Origin of the sequence: Haloplanus sp. XH21 (assembly GCF_023276355.1) — an archaeon.
GTDB lineage: Archaea > Halobacteriota > Halobacteria > Halobacteriales > Haloferacaceae > Haloplanus > Haloplanus halobius.
Genome location: NZ_JALLPL010000001.1, coordinates 1,065,508 through 1,082,157 on the forward strand (window position 1 = coordinate 1,065,508; position 16,650 = coordinate 1,082,157).

The 16,650-nt window shown below is 66.4% G+C and carries 17 protein-coding genes; 9 read left to right on the plus strand and 8 right to left on the minus strand.

Features of this window, described 5'->3' with window-relative positions; genetic code table 11:
• Window positions 1-16 precede the first annotated feature (16 nt).
• Window positions 17-244, minus strand: a complete 228-nt coding sequence (locus tag MXB53_RS05435) for a DUF8015 family protein (protein ID WP_248896283.1) — start codon at window positions 242-244, stop codon at window positions 17-19.
• A 230-nt stretch (window positions 245-474) separates the two neighbouring features.
• On the opposite strand from MXB53_RS05435, the gene MXB53_RS05440 reads away from it, so the two are divergent.
• On the plus strand, window positions 475-1,734 hold the full coding sequence (locus tag MXB53_RS05440) for an MFS transporter (protein ID WP_248898074.1): 1,260 nt from the start codon (window positions 475-477) through the stop codon (window positions 1,732-1,734).
• Here the strand turns inward: MXB53_RS05440 and MXB53_RS05445 are convergent.
• Together MXB53_RS05445 and MXB53_RS05450 are read right to left on the minus strand one after the other, a co-directional pair.
• On the minus strand, window positions 1,721-2,140 hold the full coding sequence (locus MXB53_RS05445; protein ID WP_248896285.1) for a DUF3054 domain-containing protein: 420 nt from the start codon (window positions 2,138-2,140) through the stop codon (window positions 1,721-1,723). The genes MXB53_RS05440 and MXB53_RS05445 overlap by 14 nt on opposite strands.
• A gap of 21 nt (window positions 2,141-2,161) precedes the next feature.
• On the minus strand, window positions 2,162-2,770 hold the full coding sequence (locus tag MXB53_RS05450; RefSeq protein WP_248896287.1) for a class I SAM-dependent methyltransferase: 609 nt from the start codon (window positions 2,768-2,770) through the stop codon (window positions 2,162-2,164).
• Window positions 2,771-2,827: 57 nt separating this feature from the next.
• On the opposite strand from MXB53_RS05450, the gene MXB53_RS05455 reads away from it, so the two are divergent.
• The 5 genes from MXB53_RS05455 to MXB53_RS05475 all read left to right on the plus strand — a co-directional run bounded on the left by MXB53_RS05455 (window position 2,828) and on the right by MXB53_RS05475 (window position 8,509).
• Window positions 2,828-3,424: a GNAT family N-acetyltransferase gene (locus tag MXB53_RS05455; protein ID WP_248896288.1), complete on the plus strand. Its 597-nt coding sequence runs from the start codon at window positions 2,828-2,830 to the stop codon at window positions 3,422-3,424.
• A gap of 143 nt (window positions 3,425-3,567) precedes the next feature.
• The gene (locus tag MXB53_RS05460) at window positions 3,568-5,208 is read left to right on the plus strand and encodes a hypothetical protein (protein WP_248896289.1); all 1,641 of its coding nucleotides are present in this window, start codon (window positions 3,568-3,570) and stop codon (window positions 5,206-5,208) included.
• Window positions 5,209-5,306: 98 nt separating this feature from the next.
• On the plus strand, window positions 5,307-6,287 hold the full coding sequence (gene fen / locus MXB53_RS05465) for a flap endonuclease-1 (protein WP_248896291.1): 981 nt from the start codon (window positions 5,307-5,309) through the stop codon (window positions 6,285-6,287).
• A gap of 54 nt (window positions 6,288-6,341) precedes the next feature.
• On the plus strand, window positions 6,342-7,493 hold the full coding sequence (locus MXB53_RS05470) for an AI-2E family transporter (protein ID WP_248896294.1): 1,152 nt from the start codon (window positions 6,342-6,344) through the stop codon (window positions 7,491-7,493).
• Window positions 7,494-7,789: 296 nt separating this feature from the next.
• On the plus strand, window positions 7,790-8,509 hold the full coding sequence (locus MXB53_RS05475; RefSeq protein WP_248896295.1) for a DUF7117 family protein: 720 nt from the start codon (window positions 7,790-7,792) through the stop codon (window positions 8,507-8,509).
• Window positions 8,510-8,598: 89 nt separating this feature from the next.
• Here the strand turns inward: MXB53_RS05475 and MXB53_RS05480 are convergent, their stop codons facing one another.
• Window positions 8,599-9,486: a tetrahydrofolate dehydrogenase/cyclohydrolase catalytic domain-containing protein gene (locus tag MXB53_RS05480; RefSeq protein WP_248896308.1), complete on the minus strand. Its 888-nt coding sequence runs from the start codon at window positions 9,484-9,486 to the stop codon at window positions 8,599-8,601.
• A 267-nt stretch (window positions 9,487-9,753) separates the two neighbouring features.
• Between MXB53_RS05480 and MXB53_RS05485 the strand changes: the two genes are divergently transcribed.
• Entirely contained in the window at window positions 9,754-10,200 is a 447-nt protein-coding gene (locus MXB53_RS05485; protein WP_248896310.1) for a universal stress protein, read from the plus strand.
• A gap of 85 nt (window positions 10,201-10,285) precedes the next feature.
• Here the strand turns inward: MXB53_RS05485 and glyA are convergent, their stop codons facing one another.
• Window positions 10,286-11,533: a serine hydroxymethyltransferase gene (gene glyA / locus MXB53_RS05490; RefSeq protein ID WP_248896312.1), complete on the minus strand. Its 1,248-nt coding sequence runs from the start codon at window positions 11,531-11,533 to the stop codon at window positions 10,286-10,288.
• A gap of 201 nt (window positions 11,534-11,734) precedes the next feature.
• Here glyA and tbsP point away from each other — a divergent pair, with 201 nt between their 5' ends.
• Together tbsP and MXB53_RS05500 are read left to right on the plus strand one after the other, a co-directional pair.
• Complete coding sequence (gene tbsP, locus MXB53_RS05495; protein ID WP_248896314.1) at window positions 11,735-12,553, plus strand: transcriptional regulator TbsP; 819 nt, start codon at window positions 11,735-11,737, stop codon at window positions 12,551-12,553.
• Window positions 12,554-12,688: 135 nt separating this feature from the next.
• The gene (locus tag MXB53_RS05500; protein WP_248896317.1) at window positions 12,689-14,389 is read left to right on the plus strand and encodes a YcaO-like family protein; all 1,701 of its coding nucleotides are present in this window, start codon (window positions 12,689-12,691) and stop codon (window positions 14,387-14,389) included.
• Here the strand turns inward: MXB53_RS05500 and MXB53_RS05505 are convergent.
• The 3 genes from MXB53_RS05505 to MXB53_RS05515 all read right to left on the minus strand — a co-directional run bounded on the left by MXB53_RS05505 (window position 14,386) and on the right by MXB53_RS05515 (window position 16,527).
• Complete coding sequence (locus MXB53_RS05505; protein WP_248896319.1) at window positions 14,386-15,522, minus strand: DUF63 family protein; 1,137 nt, start codon at window positions 15,520-15,522, stop codon at window positions 14,386-14,388. The genes MXB53_RS05500 and MXB53_RS05505 overlap by 4 nt on opposite strands.
• Entirely contained in the window at window positions 15,441-16,058 is a 618-nt protein-coding gene (locus MXB53_RS05510; RefSeq protein ID WP_248896322.1) for a DUF4013 domain-containing protein, read from the minus strand. Before MXB53_RS05510 ends, MXB53_RS05505 begins: the two co-directional genes overlap by 82 nt.
• Before the next feature lie 67 nt (window positions 16,059-16,125).
• Window positions 16,126-16,527 (minus strand): CBS domain-containing protein, encoded by a 402-nt coding sequence (locus MXB53_RS05515; RefSeq protein WP_248896323.1) that lies wholly within the window; start codon window positions 16,525-16,527, stop codon window positions 16,126-16,128.
• Between the last annotated feature and the right edge of the window lie 123 nt (window positions 16,528-16,650).

Consider the following 16,650-nt stretch of genomic DNA (forward strand, 5'->3'; position numbering starts at 1 on the left):
ACTATTGGTCGGCGGGTCAGTCCGCGCCCGTCGGCGGGGCCGTTGTCGACGCGTGCGTGGCGGCGACGGACGGCTGCGATGCGGGGGCGTTGACGAACAGCGCGTGACCGACGACGAGACTGGCGACGGCCCCACCGACCGGGAGCGCAGCCATGAATCCGACGCCGACGGCGCCGAGGCCACCAGTGATCCCGACTAGCGTGACGGGGACGAGCACGAGGACGAGATCGTAATACCCAATCATGAGTATTGTTCACACGACTATACTCTCGGTTGGCATATAATATTTTCCGTCGTCATCCGGAATCTGTGAGATGCTTTTCCAGTGCTTACTCATAAGTTTTCAATCAACGATCGTTGTGTAACTCGGGCGCGGGATCGGATGTTTCATCGACGATTCAGATAGGAATTAAGTCGATCGGTGCCGTTGTGTCGGCCGTGAACCGGAACGACCGGGAGATCGTCGCTCTCGTGATGCTGGCTCACAGCCTGGTCCATACGTACGAACTCTCGATTCCCATCTTCGTCTCCATCTGGCTGGCCGAGTTCGAGGTGATACGGGTGGCGGGGATGGAGTTCGCCGTCACGCAGGCGTCGCTCGGGGTGATCGTCACCGCCGGTTACGGGCTGTTCGGTCTCGGCGCGCTTCCGGGCGGTATCGTCGCCGACCGCGTCGGCTCGCGGCGACTCATCGGCGCCTGTCTGTTCGGCATGGGCGGCTCGTTTCTCCTGCTCGGGCTCGCCCCCGGTCTCGTCGCCGTGGCGCTGGCGTTGCTGGTGTGGGGCGCGGCCGCCAGCGTCTACCATCCGGCGGGGCTGACGCTCATCAGCAAGGGCGTCACCGTCCGCGGCACCGGCTTCGCGTATCACGGCGCCGCTGGCAACCTGGGGATCGGTCTCGGTCCCCTGATAACCGCTATCCTCTTGCTCGTGTTCGACTGGTCGACGGTGGCCATGCTGCTCGCGGTGCCCGCTCTCGTCGCGGGCGTCTACGCCGTGCGCGCCGAGTTCGACGAGACGGCCGCCGTCGACGCCGACGACAGCACCGTCGACGCGCGCGCCGGCAGCGGCGTCGAATCCGTGCGTGCGTTCTTCGCGGAGTCGAAACGGCTCTTCGTGGGCGCCTTCGCTGTCGTGTTCCTCATCACGATGTGTAGCGGTCTCTACTACCGGAGCGTCCTCACCTTCCTGCCGAGTCTCCTGTCGACGTTCCCCGGGTTCGAACCCATCCCGCTCGCCGCGCTCCTGCCGGGCGTGGACCCGAGCGCCGGTCGGACGCTCAACCCCGAACGCTACTTCTACGCCGGACTGTTGCTCGTCGGCGTCCTCGGGCAGTACACCGGCGGCAAACTCAGCGATCGGCTCCCCTCCGAATACGGCATTGCGGGCGTGTTCGCCGCGCTCACTGTCCTCGCTCTCGCCTTTCTCCCCGTCGCGGAGATGGGACTACGGCCGCTGCTCGTCTTCGGCGCGCTGTTCGGCGTCACGCTGTTCATGGCACAGCCGATCTACCAGGCCACTATCGCCGACTACACGCCCGTCGGGACGCGCGGACTCTCCTACGGCTACACCTACCTCGGCGTCTTCGGCATCGGTGCGCTCGGCGGGGTCATCGCGGGAACGATCCTCACCTACGCCGATCCGGGGACGCTCTTCCTCGCCCTCGCCGGTATCGCCGCCGCCGCGACGGGACTTTCCGTGCTGCTCGTCCGACGCCGGGCTACCGGAGCTTGAAAAAGAGCGCGCGCCACAGCCCCAGACCGACGAAGCCGACGCCGATCGAGACGGCCAGGAAGGAGAGCGCGACGTTGCCCCGAACGAACGGCGTCGCCCGAATCCCCATCGCTATCAGGTCGGCGACCAGCCAGGATCGAAGGGCGAGCGGAACGGCGGCTTTCGCCGACTCCGCCGCGCCGGGAGCGTACGCGCCGAGCAGGGGCGCGGCGATGATCCAGCCCACGAAGAAGGGAGCCAGCGTGCCGACGAGATAGCCGGGATTCGCGGCGACGTACGACACACCGTTGTGATGGACCGTACCCGCGCCGAACAGGACGGCGATGAGGAGGAAGTCACCGACCGCCAGCGGCGCCGTACGGCCGTCGAGACGGTTCTCGAGGAACGCCGGGACTGCGTTGGCCATATCCGGCGTTTCGACCGGGGCCTAATGGCTCCCTCGCTTCGTCCCGAGGACGGTGTACGCGAACCCCCGATCGAGCACCGTCGCGTCGAGGCCCGCGCTGTCCACGGCCGTTGCCGTCGTCTCGGGGCGCCGAAACGTCGACTCGAAGCCGACGGCCCGCTCCGACGCGGCCAGCAGTCGGCCACGGAGGGTCCCGGGATCGAACTCCCGGATCACGAGGACGCCGCCGGGACGGAGCACGCGCGCCGTCTCTTCGAGCGCGGCTTCGGGATCCGGCAGGTGGTGGAACGCGTCGAGGAGGACGACGGCGTCGACGGCGCCGTCCCGGAGCGGCAGTCGGCCGGCGTCGCCCTGCACCGACGCGACACCGCGGGCCGCCGCTCGCCGGAGCATGGCGCGTGAGGCGTCGACCACGACGGCGTCGACCGAGCCGAGTCCGGCCGCCGCCGCTGACTCGGTGACCGCCCGCGCGCCCCGTCCCGTCCCCCCGGCGAGATCCAGCACCCGCGTGACGGGGCGGTCGGCGCGGGCCAGCCCGGCCCAGATGGGTTCCGGGTCGGTCGCGGGCGCGAGGCGGTCGTACAGCCGGGCGACCCGGTCGAAGAACGCGACGTCTCCCTCACCGTGCATAGGTTTCCATGGGAGACCGAGCGCCAAAGGTTTCGGGGCGGACGCCCTCGGCACGGTATGGCGTTCGCCCTCCTCGGCTGGCCGCCCGACGGCCCGACCCTCCGTCTCGACTACCGCCGGTTCGCGTACGCCGGCAAGTTCGTCCTCGGCGCGACGGGGAAGGCAGTCGTGTACGACGCGAACGCCGCCGCCGAGGACTCTGCCTATGACGACGCCGTTCTCGCGGCCGCGTCGTTCAGCCCCGACCGCACCGACGACGACTGTCTCTGTGTCCGTTACATCACCGTCCGTGACGACCGCCAGGGCGACGGCCTCGGCTCTCGCCTCCTGGCCTTCGTCGCTGACTGCGCCGAGGCGCGGGGGTTCGACCGCCTCCGCATCGCCGTCAACAACCCCGTCGCCTACCGGGCGGCCTACCGCGCCGGTTTCGGGTTCACGGGCGACGAGACGGGGCTGGCCGAACTCGTCTGCGAACGTCCCGGTCCGCGCGACGCCGAGACGTACCGCGACGGCCTGGAGCGCTATCGCGGCCGCGAATTCGACGACGAGATGGCGTCGTTCCTCGACGACGAACGGGGTAGCGACCCGCCCGCTGTCGTCGATCCGCCGGATGGCGTCGGCGTGGTGGACGGAGATGTGGTTCCCTGGCAGTGACTGCTCTTGGTCTACGCTTGAGATCCTGACAATTCATCGTCGACGATGTGATCCGCGGACGATGCTCCCGAACACGCGAGTAGACGGTCAATCTGTCGGCGAGGTAAATTGAAGTGTAGCTGTAAATAACGGCTGTACAACATATGGAGTTGCGTGAACTGATCGATCAGGACTGGAAGAGTCACGAACGAAAGCGGTTCATCAAGGACAATACGAAAACACGTACCGACGAGTTTGACCCGGAAGCGTTCAAACACGACGGGTTCAGCGACCGCGAAGAATATCTCGAAACACACGCTCCCGCTCTCGCAGACGAGATTCGACTCCATGCGGAACTCAACGACTTCACGCCGCCACGTCTCAGCGCGATCAACGACTCGCCGTATCAAGCACTCGTCATTCGGTACGGGATCCTCCACCAACTCATCCAACGACCGGACTACAGTATGGAGAAGGGCCCGCTTCTGGATGCCGTTCAGGACTGGCAGCACACGCTCATCGAAGACTACGACGACGGGTCGTTCCCGGAGTCCGACGACCTCCTCCATCTCGCCCATGCGGCTGTCGACTACAAGAACCAGATCGACGATTCGGAACTCCACATGGTGTACAGTTACTTCGAACTCCATAACCGATCCCACGACAGCAAACACGAGTACTACACGTGGCTCGATTTCTTCCAGCGGCTCTCTGCGATCGAGCGGTTCCCCAAGGTCTCACGGTCGGACAACCCCGAACACGCACGCGATACGATCGAGAAAGGGCTGTGGTCACTCCAGGAGCAGGCGATCGTCTACGAGGTCAACGGCGACGACTTCGACGAACTCGTTGGCATCCCGGAGGACTACGTCGATGTCGTCCGTGACTGGCTGTACTACGAAATGTCGGACGAGAACTTCCTGCAGATGCTGGAGACGCTCGACCCGTTCGACCGCCAGTCCGTGTTGATCGACGCGCGTGAACGATTCGGTGTCGACGGGAAGAACTACGGCCGGAATCAAGATCGCCGAGAGAACATCGTCGCGGCGGGCGTCTACCCCAGTGAACTCCTGAAGGAAGTCGTCGAGAAAGACGATCTCAAGGCGATCGTCGATCGATATAGTCTCGACGCGCACAAGCGCAAGACCGACGAGATGGTGTCGGCGATCATCGACTACTTCGAGCATTCTCAGAAAACCGTCGATGAGGACGAACCGGCCGTCGATCTGTATCTGGATGTTTACGAAGATATCGCGGATGGTGCCGTGAAACAGGTCCCTCCCCAACTGCAGGATCTCGTCGATGCCGATCACCCAGCGGAGAAACTGGACGTGTTATTCGAAGATGCGACGGCGGAAATCTTTCGAGAAGCGCTCAACCTCGAAGAGACGACCCAGTTAGGGCAGCAGGCGAGCGGTGTCGTGGCTGATGGAGAAATCGAACAGGACGGGCAGTGGTTACTCTGGGATAACAAGCGCAGACGGCAGAAGTTTCGCCTCGGCAGTGACACGCGTAGCAAGATCAAGAGCTACATCGATACGAAAAGCGAGCAGCACGACGTCGAGTGGTTTCTTATCATTGCGCCCGACTTCACGGAGCAGGCGGCGACGAACGCGACGCAATTAGAGAAGCAACTCGGGACGGATATTCGATTAGTACGAGCGGCTGATCTGAAAGAACTCGCCGACGTGTGGCGAGAACGTTACGCAGCAGATGGCCGAGAGTTACCCTTATCTATTTTCTACGGATCGGGAGTTTTCGATCTGAACGCCGCAGCCGACTGGCTCAAAACACAGTTTGCGTAGCGCCCCTCGACCTGTCGTCGGCACGCCTCAGTCGGGGGAAAGCACGCGGTCGCTGACGAAGGCAGCCTTGAAAGTCAAGGCCTGCGTAGCGCCCAGTAATGGGCAACGCAGACCTCCGCCAACTCGCCGCCATCTCGGACGTGACCTGGGACGAAGTGGCCGGGAGCGTCGTCGCCGTCGACGCGCACAACTGGCTGTATCGCTATCTCACGACCACGGTCAAGTGGACCGACTCGACCATCTACACCACCGCGGACGGCGAGGAGGTGGCGAACCTCGTCGGCATCGTGCAAGGCCTCCCCAAGTTCTTCGACCACGACCTGACGCCCATCTTCGTCTTCGACGGTGGCGTCACGGAGTTGAAGGCGAGCGAGGTGGCCGACCGCCGCGAGAAGCGCGAACAGGCCGAGGAGCGCCGTGCCGAGGCCGAAGAGCGCGGTGAAACGGTCGAAGCCGCCCGTCTCGAAGCCCGCACGCAACGACTCACCGATGTCATCCTGGAGACGACACGGGAACTGTTCGCCCGCCTCGACGTACCGGTCGTCGACGCCCCCGCCGAGGGCGAGGCGCAGGCGGCGTACATGGCGCGCCACGGCGACGCCGACTACGCGGGCAGCGAGGACTACGACACGCTGCTGTTCGGCGCGCCGCGAACCCTCCGCCAACTGACGAGCAAGGGCGCGCCGGAACTGATGGATCTCGACGCGACGCTCGCCCGCCACGACCTCACGCGCGAACAGCTGGTCGACGTGGCCATCCTGTGTGGCACGGACTTCAACCCCGGCGTCGACGGCGTCGGGCCGAAGACGGCGCTGCAGGCGATCCACGACCACGGCGACCTCTGGACCGCCCTCGACGCCGAGGGGTGGCAGGTGGTCAACGGCGACCGGGTGCGCGACCTGTTTCTCGACCCACCGGTCACCGACGACTACGACATCGACCTCGATGTCGACCCCGACATGGACGCCGCTCGCGACTACGTCGTCGAGGAGTGGGAGGTCGACGCTGCCGAGGTAGAACGCGGTTTCGACCGTATCGAGGAGTCGCTGGTCCAGACGGGACTGGACCGCTGGACCTGATCGCGCCCCGCTCTCGCGGCAGGTTTTATCACCTGTCCCGCGCGTGTCGTCTACATGTCGGTCCCCCAGGTGTCTCGCTACCGCCTCGGCTGGTGGAGTTTCGGTGCCGCGCTCGGGGCCGCCCTGCTGTACGTCGTCTACTCGTTCATCGGCACGTTCGTCTTCGGTGCGTTCATCTACTACGCCACGCGCCCCATCTACCGTCGTCTGCGGCGGCGGATTCGCCCCCCGAGTCTCGCCGCGGCGATTTCGCTGTTCGCGCTCGCCCTGCCCGCCCTGCTCCTGATCGCGTACGCCCTCAGCGTCGCCTTGAACGAACTCCTGTCGTACGTCAACGAGGGAGCCTTCGACCCGTCGAGATGGCCCATCGTCGACGAAGACCTCCTCAACGCCATCGCGGACCCCGCGGCACTGCTCGCCCTCGATCCGGAGCAGTATCTCACCCTCGAACAACTGCAGTCGCTGCTCTCCTCGCTCGGCTCGGCGGCGGACACGCTGGCCTTCGTCGGCGTCGGCGCCGTCCACCTGTTCGTGATGCTCGCGCTCGCCTTCTACCTGCTCCGCGACGGGGCTCGGCTCTCGCGGTGGACCATCGCGCGCTTCGGCGACGACCGGGGCGTCCTGGAGTCCTACGCCCGCGCGGTCGACCGTGACTTCCACGGCATCTTCTTCGGCAACATCCTCAACGCGGTGTTGACGGGGAGCATCGGCGTGATCGCGTACTCGATACTCAACGTCTACGCACCCGCGGGGCTCCGGATCCCCGCGGCACCCCTGGTCGGGTTGCTCACGGGCATCGCGAGCCTGATTCCCATCGTCGGCATGAAGCTCATCTACGTCCCTGTCGCGCTGTATCTCGGCGGCGTGGGGTTTCTGACCGATCCGAGCACGCTCTGGTTCGTCGCCGTCTTCGCCGTCGTCTCGTTCGTCATCGTCGACACCATCCCCGACCTCGTGCTCCGCCCCTACGTCTCGGGCCGGAGCCTCCACGTCGGGAGTCTGATGATCGCGTACACCTTCGGCCCTCTGCTCTTCGGCTGGTACGGGATCTTCCTGGCGCCCATGCTGCTCGTCCTGGTGATCCACTTCGCCCGACTGGTGTTGCCGGAGCTCATCGAATCCGAGCCGCTTCGCCCGTACGCGGTCGATCCGAGCGCGATGACGGCGGAAGCCGACGAGGCGGCCGACGAGACGGGACACGACTGACGGTATGCGACGAACAGTAGTGACTACGTGGCTATTGTGTGCGGAAAAGGAAGCAAGCCACGCGAAAATCGCGTGGATACTTGCCGCCCTGAATTGGTCCCCGCTGACGCTTCGGCCCTCCAGACGAAGCGTCATGCGACAATGGGAAATCGCCCCTGATAAAGGTACCGGACTACACACCGGTTTGCTGTCAAAAATAAAACGCTATCCGTCGTCGGACGGCCTCGAATCGGGGTGGGAGCGCCGGTACGCCCCCAGAGCGCCGACCTTTTGCCGCCGCCCGGCCAACGACGCGTATGAAGGTTCGCGGCCGGCGGGAGTGTCAGGACTGTGGCTGCCGGTGGTCGTACTACGAGACGGGGAGCGTCGCGTGCCCCGAGTGCGAGAGCCTCCGGAGTGTCGGCGTCGACGACCGCACGCTCCATACCGACGCGCCGGCGACGTTGGATCTGACGCCGTACCGGACCGCCGCGGCGTCGGAGTCGGCGTCGGACTCACTTGCCGATGTCGTCGACGACTGCAAACGCGACCTGCGGGAGTATCTCCGTCGTCGCGGGTTCATCGATGGAGGACGCCTACAGCCCCTCGACGACACCGTCCTCGCCGCCAGCGAACTCCTGCAGATGATCGATCGGTTCGACCGCGAGCGGGCGCCGAGCGACGAGGCCCGCACGTATCTGCTCGCGCTCCTCCGCGGTGCCGACGACGGGGAGCGCCCGCCGCCCGACGCGGTGCCCGCGGCGTGGACCGACGCCCGCGGCCTCGGCTACGCGAACGCCATCGACGACTACCGAAGTGACCTGCTCGACTGGCTCGACGAACATCCCGACGACGCGGCGCGCAAAGCGTTGGGGACGCTCCGTGAGCGCGTCAAACGAGTGCAGGCGCTCCAGGGTGACGTGTCGCCGGCGGACGCAGAATCACTGGTGACGGCGGCCCGCGAGGTCGGTCGGTATCTCGCCGAGGACGACGAGGACGACGAGGACGCGCTGGCGGCTGCGCGGGAGCGACTGTAGTCCCCTTCATACGGTTTATTGTAAGTCATTACCGGTGAGTCGCCGAGACGGGTCGGCGACTCACAGGCACACAGTTACAATAATCCGTATCAGGAGAGGTCGACCGGCACGTCTTCCTGCCGGCTCGCCGCCGTGACCGTGTTGTAGAGGAGCATCGCTCGCGTCATCGGGCCGACGCCACCGGGGACGGGCGTGATGGCACTGGCTTTCTCCTTGGCGCTCTCGAAGTCCACGTCGCCGACGAGCGTCGACTCGCCGTCGCGTTCGACGCGGTTGACGCCTACGTCGATGACGACGGTGCCGTCGGAGATCATCGAGCCGTCGATGAGTTCGGGCACACCGACGGCGGCGACGACGACATCCGCGCGGCGAGTCTTTTCGGCCAGGTTCTCCGTCCGGGAGTGACAGACCGTCACCGTCGCGTTGCCGTAGTCGGCCTTCTGGACGAGGAGGTTCGCCAGCGGCTTGCCGACGATGTTCGACCGGCCGACGATGGCGATGTCTGCGCCCTCGGTTTCCACGTCGGCCGCATCGAGGAGTTCCAGGACGCCGTGGGGGGTACACGGCTTGAAGACGGGGTCGCCGGCGACCAGTCGCCCCACGTTCTCGGGATGGAAGCCGTCGACGTCTTTCGCGGGGTCGATGGCGCGGATGACATCGCGGTCGGCGATGTGGTCCGGGACGGGCATCTGGACGAGGATGCCGTTGACGTTCGGATCGGCGTTCAGGTCCTCGACCGTCTCGAACAGTTCGTCGGCGGGCGCCTCGGGATCGAGTTCGATGTCGAGCGCCTCGATGCCCACTTCCTCGCAGTCTCGCTGTTTCATCGAGACGTAGGTCTCGCTGGCGGGGTCGTCGCTCATGAGGACCGTCGCGAGCGTCGGGGTGACGCCTTCCGCGTCGAGCGTCTCGATTGCCGTCGACAGACCGTCTCGAACGTCCGACGCGACCGCGTTCCCGTCGATGATGTGAGTCATGTCCAGACAGGCGCGATGGACCGCCTTCAACGCACTGATTGGTGCAGGATCGGCGCGTGATACTGTCGGCTGTATAGTGGCCTTTGTAAGTCATTGCACACCTGATCGCGTGCAGTCTGGAGATCAGGTGTGCAAACAGTTCCAAATGCTACTATAACTGGATCAAGATAGTCACCACTCCGGGGTGGCGAAATCGTTGAACGACTTACAGCCGACAGTATGAGAACCGTGAATACGTTTTTCAGCTGACGCGTCGAACTGCGTCACATGTACGACGACATCCTGCTCGCGACGGACGGGAGTATCGCCTCGGAGAACGCCACGTCCCACGCCATCGGCCTGGCCTCCCTGCACGACGCCCTGCTCCACGTCCTGTTCGTGGTCGACAGCGATGTCTACTCCGCGTACAGCGGCGACGAGTACGTCGACGAGCGGGAGGGGCCGGAACACGGCCTCGAAGAGGTGGGCGAGGACGCGCTCACGGCGGTGACGGAGCGCGCGGCTGCTCGCGGCGTCGAGGTGATCGAGACGCTCAGACACGGCCGGCCACACGAGGAAATCGTCGACTACGCCGACGACGAAGACGTCGACCTGATCGTCCTCGGCACCCGACGCCACCCGGAGGAGTACCGGAGCCTCCTCGGCTCCGTCACCGACCGCGTGGTCCGCCTGGCCGACGAACCGGTGACGGTCGTCAAGACGCCGGTCGAGTAGCTCGCGACGGCGCGTATCGGAAGTCACGAGAGAGTCGGACCGTCCCGGTCCGACGCGAATCCATCAACAGTTACGATCCTTCCGATTAGTCGTACAGCGGGTGGGCCGCACAGAGTTCGTCGACGCGGTCGGCGACCGCCTCGATGATAGCGTCGTCGTCCGGTGCGTCGAGGATGCGCACGATCAGATCGCCCACCTCCCGCATGGCGTCCTCGTCGAAGCCGCGGGTGGTGAGCGCGGCGGTGCCGGCCCGGATGCCGCTGGGATCGAACGGCGACCGCGTCTCGCCGGGAACGGTGTTTGCGTTGAGCACGATGCCCGTTTGCTCCAGCGCCGCCTCGGCGTCGCCCCCCGAGAGGTCGGGATGGGAGTCGCGCAGGTCGACCAGCACGAGATGGGTGTCGGTGCCGCCCGAGACGAGCGAGAGGCCGTGATCGGCGAGCGTCCCCCCCAGCGCGCGGGCGTTGGCGACGACCCGTTCGGCGTACTCGGTGAACACGGGTTCGAGCGCCTCGCCGAAACCCACCGCTTTGCCCGCGATGTTGTGCATCAGGGGACCGCCCTGGACGCCGGGGAACACCGCGTTGTCGATGGCGTCGGCGTGTTCCGCGTCGCACATGATGATCCCACCGCGCCCGGCGCGGATGGTCTTGTGTGTGCTGCCGGTGACGAAGTCGGCGATGCCGACGGGCGAGGGGTGGACGCCCGCGGCGACGAGCCCCGTGATGTGGGCGATGTCGGCGATGTGGTAGGCGTCGACGGCGTCGGCGACGGCGTCGATGCGCTCCCAGTCCACCTGTCGGGGGTAGGCCGAGAACCCGGAGACGATGGCGTCCGGGTCGAACTCGTCGGCGATGTCGGCCAGGTTCTCGTAGTCGAGATACCCCGTCTCCGGGTCGACGCGGTACTGTTCGACCTCGTAGAGCTGGCCCGCGAAGTTCGCGGGGTGGCCGTGGCTGAGGTGGCCGCCGTGTTCGAGTTCGAGCGAGAGGATGCGGTCGCCGGGGTCGAGCATCGCCAGGTAGACGGCCATGTTGGCCTGGGACCCGCTGTGGGGCTGGACGTTGACGTGTTCCGCGCCCCACAGTTCCCGTGCGCGCTCGATGGCGAGCTCCTCGACGGCGTCGGCGTAGGCACACCCCGCGTAGTACCGTTCGCCGGGGTAGCCCTCGGCGTACTTGTTGGTGAGCGTGCTTCCCTGTGCTTCGATGACAGCTCGACTCGCGTGGTTCTCCGAGGCGATCATCGACAGCGTGTTTCGCTGGCGGTCGGTTTCGCCGACGAGCGCGTCGGCGACGGCCTCGTCGACGGCTCGAACGTGGCTGAACTCCATAGCCGTCTCTCACGAGGAACGCTGAATAAGCTAGCGATCGGAGCGCTCGCGAACCGCACGGTGGTCGCCCGCGTCACCGATCGCTCGCAGATAATTCCTGGTACTCCACCGAAAAACCAATTATTTATACACTGAATATTTACTCTGTTACGTGTTGTGCTAGTCGTTAATATTAAATATTGATATGGGAATATTGATCGCATGGGAGCCGGGGCGAACTTGCACGGCCGGAGTTTCGAAGAGGTCCTGGAGACGATTTTCGCGTCGGCCGACGACCTCCTGATCGTCGACCCGATAACCGATGCCGTCGAGTCGCTGACGGCGCTCGCAACGACCGCCGACGATCCCCCACGAATACGGGTGCTGGCCGACGAGTCCCTGTTGAAAGACGTGATGGACGACTTCGTCGTGGCGAGCAACGCCGCCGACCACGTGGACGCGGGCACGCTCACGATCCGAACCGGAAGCAGCGGCCACAGAAATCCGCTCGCGGTCGCCAACGGCACCGTGTGGTCGCTGGTCGCGGTCGGCGACAACGTCGCCGCCCTCGGCACCGACGAGGACTCCTTCGTCGACACCGTGGACGATCTCTACGAATCCCAGTGGCAGATCGCTTCGGACTTCGACCTCCGCACCCCGCCGATATCGCGGGTTCGCGAGACGCTCGGCGCCGAGATCGGGGAGCAGACCCGCGAGGATTTCGACGCCACGCTCGACGCGTTGAAATCCGCACGCAGCGCCACGGCCGAGTTCGACGAGGTGACGCTGACGCTGTTGGTCGCCGCCCGCAACGACGTACTGCTGTACGATATCAGCAAGTGGGGCGAGGATGTCGGCATCGCGAGCAAGGCGACGTTCTCCCGCACCAAGACGACGCTCGAAGACGAGGGGCTGATCCGAACCGAGAAGGTTCCGATCGATGTCGGTCGCCCCCGGCTACGCCTGAAACTCAACGAGGACCGCTTCGACGAGGCGACGCCGGAAGAACTCGCCGCCGTGACGCTCAGTCACTCGGCCTGATACGGTTTATTGTAAGTCTATACCGGTGGTTCGCCGAAACAGTCCGGTGAACCACCGGTACACAGTTACAATCACCCGTACGAGTCAGTCCCGAACTTCCGGTCACTTTTCTCCCCGGAGCGTCTCGACCGTCCCATGCAGATCGGTATCGCGGGAAGCGGGCCGGCCGCGGCGTCGTTCCGTGCCGCCCTCGAGGACATCGATGCAACGGCGGCGGAGACGACGCCGGACGACCTCGGATCGTATCCGCTCGGCGTCGTCGTCGCTCCCGCGGGTGCGCCCGCCTTCGAGGTAGCCGACGCCGCGGCGACGCGCTGGATCGCCGTCGAAATCGGCGGCCTCGGCGGCGTCACCGCCGACCTCGACGCGGCGGTGACCGTCTTCGCCGACGGCGTGGGCTACCGTGATCTCGTCGCGCGGATCGAGTCGACGACGGAGACCGAGACGGACGCCGATCCCACCGGGAACCGGAGCGCGGTTCGCCTCGCCGGCGCCGTGGCCGGGCACCGCGCCGTCTCGCTTCTGAGCGGCGCGGATCTGGCCGGGACGGTCGTCGAAGTGCCCGGCGAGGAACGCCGCGTCTTCCCCGTTCCGCGGCCGGACGACCGCGACCGGACGCTCCGGCGCGACGAGCGCCAGGTCGCCCTTGACGACGCCGTTGCCCGCGCGGAACAGGCCGTCGACCGACGCGTCGGCCTGCTCACACAGGTCGGCGAACGCGAGTCGTTCCCCGCGCCCTACTACCTGGCGACGACCGCCGATACGACCGCCTACAGCGACGCCCGCGCCGCGCGGTTCGCGGCCGGCGTCGACGACGACTGGGACCGGGCGTTCATGAAAGCGCTCGGCGAAGGCCTCGAACGCTACTGCGCCGGCGTCTATCGCCGCGAGGAGTTCACCGTGGCCGCACCGGCCGACGTTGCGGCCGACGGCGCCGTCTCGCCCGACGCCGTCGTCGCGCCCGACGACCAGTCGGTCGACCCCGCGGAACCGATCCCGTGGGTGCCCGGCGAGGACCTGCGGACGGGTGCCTCCGTCTCGCTCCCCGCCGAACTCGTCCACTACCCGCCGCCCGAGGAGTCGTCCCGCCCGGCCATCACGACGGGGCTCGGTCTCGGCAACAGCGGCGTCGAGGCGCTGCTCTCGGGCCTGTACGAGGTCATCGAACGCGACGCGACGATGCTCGCGTGGTACTCCACGTACGAACCGCTCGAACTGACGGTGGAGGATCCGGGGTTCGAGGCGCTCGTCGACCGCGCCCGCGCCGAGCGCCTGACCGTGACGCCGCTGCTCGTCACCGCCGACATCGACGTGCCCGTCGTCGCCGTCGCCGTCCACCGCGAGGCCGAGTGGCCGCGCTTCGCCGTCGGATCGGGCGCTGACCTCGACGCGGCGGCGGCCGCACGGTCGGCGCTCGCGGAGGCGCTCCAGAACTGGATGGAACTCCGGGCGATGGGGCCGGAGGAGGCGGCGGCCGAGGAGGGCGCCATCGGCCGGTATGCCGACTTCCCGCGCGCGGCCCGCGAGTTCGTCGAGCAGGAGTCCGCCGACACCGTGGTGCCAGCGGCCAGTGTCGGTCCCGACCCCCTGCCGACGGGGGAGACCGCACTCGACGCCGTCGTCACGCGGACAGCCGACGCCGGCCTGTCGACGTACGCCGCCCGACTCACGACGCCCGATGTCGCAGAGCTCGGGTTCGAGGCGGTTCGCATCCTGAGCCCCGAGGCCCAACCGCTGTTCGTCGGCGAGCCGTTCTTCGGCGAGCGGGCCGAGACGGTGCCGCGCGAACTGGGCTACGAACCCCGGTTCGATCGGGCGTTCCACCCCTTCCCTTAGACGCCGAACGTCGCCCGGAGCATGTCGCGGGTGCCGGGCCCCAGTCCGACCGCGAGAATCGCCACCAGGAGGAGGATCGTATACTGCGGGCTCTCCTCGAAGATCCGTTCGTCGAACAGCCAGACGACCGCCGTCGCCGCGACGAGTTTGACGACGAGGAAGGGCCAGGTGTCACCCGTCACGGCCAGCACCGACGCGGGGAGCGTGGCGGCCGTGATGTCGACGACGGCCTGGTTGACCGGATGCTTGGGGACGAGGTTCGGGCCGGCGCCGAGCGCGACCATCCAGTCGAGGCCGACGACGTTGGCGACGCCGTCGATGGCGTGCCCCCAGATGACGACGAAGCCGATGCGGCCGGTCCCGGCGTTGATCCCTGGAGCATACCGCTCGATCAGCCACCAGGTGCCGCCGGCGGTGACCGTCGCTCCCGCGAGGATCACGGCGAGGACCTGCGGATAGAACGTCCCCGGGCCGTCGGGGCGGATCGCACTCCAGAAGAGGAACGCGAGCGTCACTCCGAGCACCGCGACCCCGCTGCCGACGAGCGGTCGCGTGTAGTGATCGATGACGTCACGGCGAGCGAGCGCCACGCTGCCGAGTAGGGCGCCGAGCGTCACCGCAAACACCGTGAAGTAGATGATCGGGCTGATGAGCAGCGTGTTGAGCGGGTAGGTGATCGCGGCGTCGGCGCCGCCGGTGTCGGTTACGTCCTCGACGACCCGGAGCGCCCCGCCGAAGAAGACGAAGGGGATGAGGGCGAAAAACAGGTCGCGGTCGGTGCCGAGCGAGAGGCGCTTGAGCAGGAAGATGAGGCCCGTGAGCGCGATCAGCAGGATGACGACGTAGCCGACCTCCGAGACGAGCGTATACCCCGGGTAGGCGACCGGTTCGGGCGCCGCCGAACACGCGGCGGCGTCGTAGAGATAGCGCGTCGTGCCGCCCTCACGGACGGCACAGACGGCGGCGTTGGCGTCGGCCTGCACCGGCCCCCAGAAGTAGTGCCAGATGAAGCCGTCGTAGACGACGCGTGGCGCCGCGAGCGAGCCACCGATCAGGACCGCAAGGAGTGTGAGTACTGATCCGACCCAGAGCCGTGCCGGAGCGACGCCGAGGCGTTCCGCAACCGTGGCCATGTTCCTACCCCGGTTGCACTCCGTTTCAGGGTTGCGGTTGGGCGTCGGTGATCGAGGGCGACCGAGCGAAGCACGTCGATGTCGAACGCCGCGCCGAACGTGGTTTCGTGCGCGTAGTTGGTGGGGCCGATGAGCATGAGGTAGCCGAAGACGAGCGCGAGCAGTGTCGAGAGGGCGAGCCCGCCGAGGAGGCCGACGACGCCGACACCGGCGCCGGTCTCGGTTCCCGTCCCGATCGCGGCGACCGATCCACCGACCGTCAGGAACAGGACAGCGAGGGGGATCAACTGGTAGAGGAGCATGACGACGAACGCCACGACGCCCTCGCGGAGGAGCGTCCCCCAGTCGTCGAACGCGGGCGGTTCGTCGGTCCCCGCGATGCCGGCCCGCAGGACGCGGAGGAGATACCCGTACAGCAGAAACGCCGGAACGATGAACACCGAGAGCAGCGCCAACACGCCGCCGATAGCGACGGTCTTGATCCATTCGTCCGAGTTCGTGGGGTACGTCACGACCCGCTCGATATCTATCGCCATGCCGACCTATCGGTGGGCCGAGTAGTAAGTAGTTACCCAAAACTATGCGGCAGCGTTTCGACGGCCGCTATCGGACCGGCGCCTCGGCCGTCGACAGCGCCTCGGTCAGATCCGTCGTCGTCAGGATGCCGACGCCGTTGCCGTCGCCGTCGGTCACCGGCAGGTGGCTGATGTCGCCCTCGACCATTCGCTTGGCGACGGCGGACAGCGGTTCGTCCGGGCTCACCGTTTCGACGTCCGTCGTCATGTACTCCGCGACGGTGGCTTCGCCGGCCGGAGCGCCGTCGGCCGCCACCTGCAGTGCGTCCGTCGACGTGAAGATGCCCTCCGGTTGGCAGGCCTCGCCCACGACGACGAGCGACTTGATGCCCGCTTCCAGCATGCCCCGCGCCGCCTCGTCGACCGGCGTCTCCGCGTCGAGCGTGAGCATCGGTGTGGTCATCGCGTCGCTGACCAGCGTCTGTGTCATACGCTCCCATAGGACACGAGCGCGTATAACGGTTCGGTGGCATGGCCGCCGAAGCGTGACACCGTTCATCGAGGTGTCACAGGATTTATTGGAAGTCGTCAGGGATTCTCACGGGAACCGTCC

What these genes read in the sequence shown, in the direction of transcription:
- MXB53_RS05435 (WP_248896283.1), bottom strand. Translation starts at nt 244, where the DNA reads ATGATTGGGTATTACGATCTCGTCCTCGTGCTCGTCCCCGTCACGCTA.
- MXB53_RS05440 (WP_248898074.1), top strand. Translation starts at nt 475, where the DNA reads ATGCTGGCTCACAGCCTGGTCCATACGTACGAACTCTCGATTCCCATC.
- MXB53_RS05445 (WP_248896285.1), bottom strand. Translation starts at nt 2,140, where the DNA reads ATGGCCAACGCAGTCCCGGCGTTCCTCGAGAACCGTCTCGACGGCCGT.
- MXB53_RS05450 (WP_248896287.1), bottom strand. Translation starts at nt 2,770, where the DNA reads ATGCACGGTGAGGGAGACGTCGCGTTCTTCGACCGGGTCGCCCGGCTG.
- MXB53_RS05455 (WP_248896288.1), top strand. Translation starts at nt 2,828, where the DNA reads ATGGCGTTCGCCCTCCTCGGCTGGCCGCCCGACGGCCCGACCCTCCGT.
- MXB53_RS05460 (WP_248896289.1), top strand. Translation starts at nt 3,568, where the DNA reads ATGGAGTTGCGTGAACTGATCGATCAGGACTGGAAGAGTCACGAACGA.
- fen (WP_248896291.1), top strand. Translation starts at nt 5,307, where the DNA reads ATGGGCAACGCAGACCTCCGCCAACTCGCCGCCATCTCGGACGTGACC.
- MXB53_RS05470 (WP_248896294.1), top strand. Translation starts at nt 6,342, where the DNA reads ATGTCGGTCCCCCAGGTGTCTCGCTACCGCCTCGGCTGGTGGAGTTTC.
- MXB53_RS05475 (WP_248896295.1), top strand. Translation starts at nt 7,790, where the DNA reads ATGAAGGTTCGCGGCCGGCGGGAGTGTCAGGACTGTGGCTGCCGGTGG.
- MXB53_RS05480 (WP_248896308.1), bottom strand. Translation starts at nt 9,486, where the DNA reads ATGACTCACATCATCGACGGGAACGCGGTCGCGTCGGACGTTCGAGAC.
- MXB53_RS05485 (WP_248896310.1), top strand. Translation starts at nt 9,754, where the DNA reads ATGTACGACGACATCCTGCTCGCGACGGACGGGAGTATCGCCTCGGAG.
- glyA (WP_248896312.1), bottom strand. Translation starts at nt 11,533, where the DNA reads ATGGAGTTCAGCCACGTTCGAGCCGTCGACGAGGCCGTCGCCGACGCG.
- tbsP (WP_248896314.1), top strand. Translation starts at nt 11,735, where the DNA reads ATGGGAGCCGGGGCGAACTTGCACGGCCGGAGTTTCGAAGAGGTCCTG.
- MXB53_RS05500 (WP_248896317.1), top strand. Translation starts at nt 12,689, where the DNA reads ATGCAGATCGGTATCGCGGGAAGCGGGCCGGCCGCGGCGTCGTTCCGT.
- MXB53_RS05505 (WP_248896319.1), bottom strand. Translation starts at nt 15,522, where the DNA reads ATGGCCACGGTTGCGGAACGCCTCGGCGTCGCTCCGGCACGGCTCTGG.
- MXB53_RS05510 (WP_248896322.1), bottom strand. Translation starts at nt 16,058, where the DNA reads ATGGCGATAGATATCGAGCGGGTCGTGACGTACCCCACGAACTCGGAC.
- MXB53_RS05515 (WP_248896323.1), bottom strand. Translation starts at nt 16,527, where the DNA reads ATGACACAGACGCTGGTCAGCGACGCGATGACCACACCGATGCTCACG.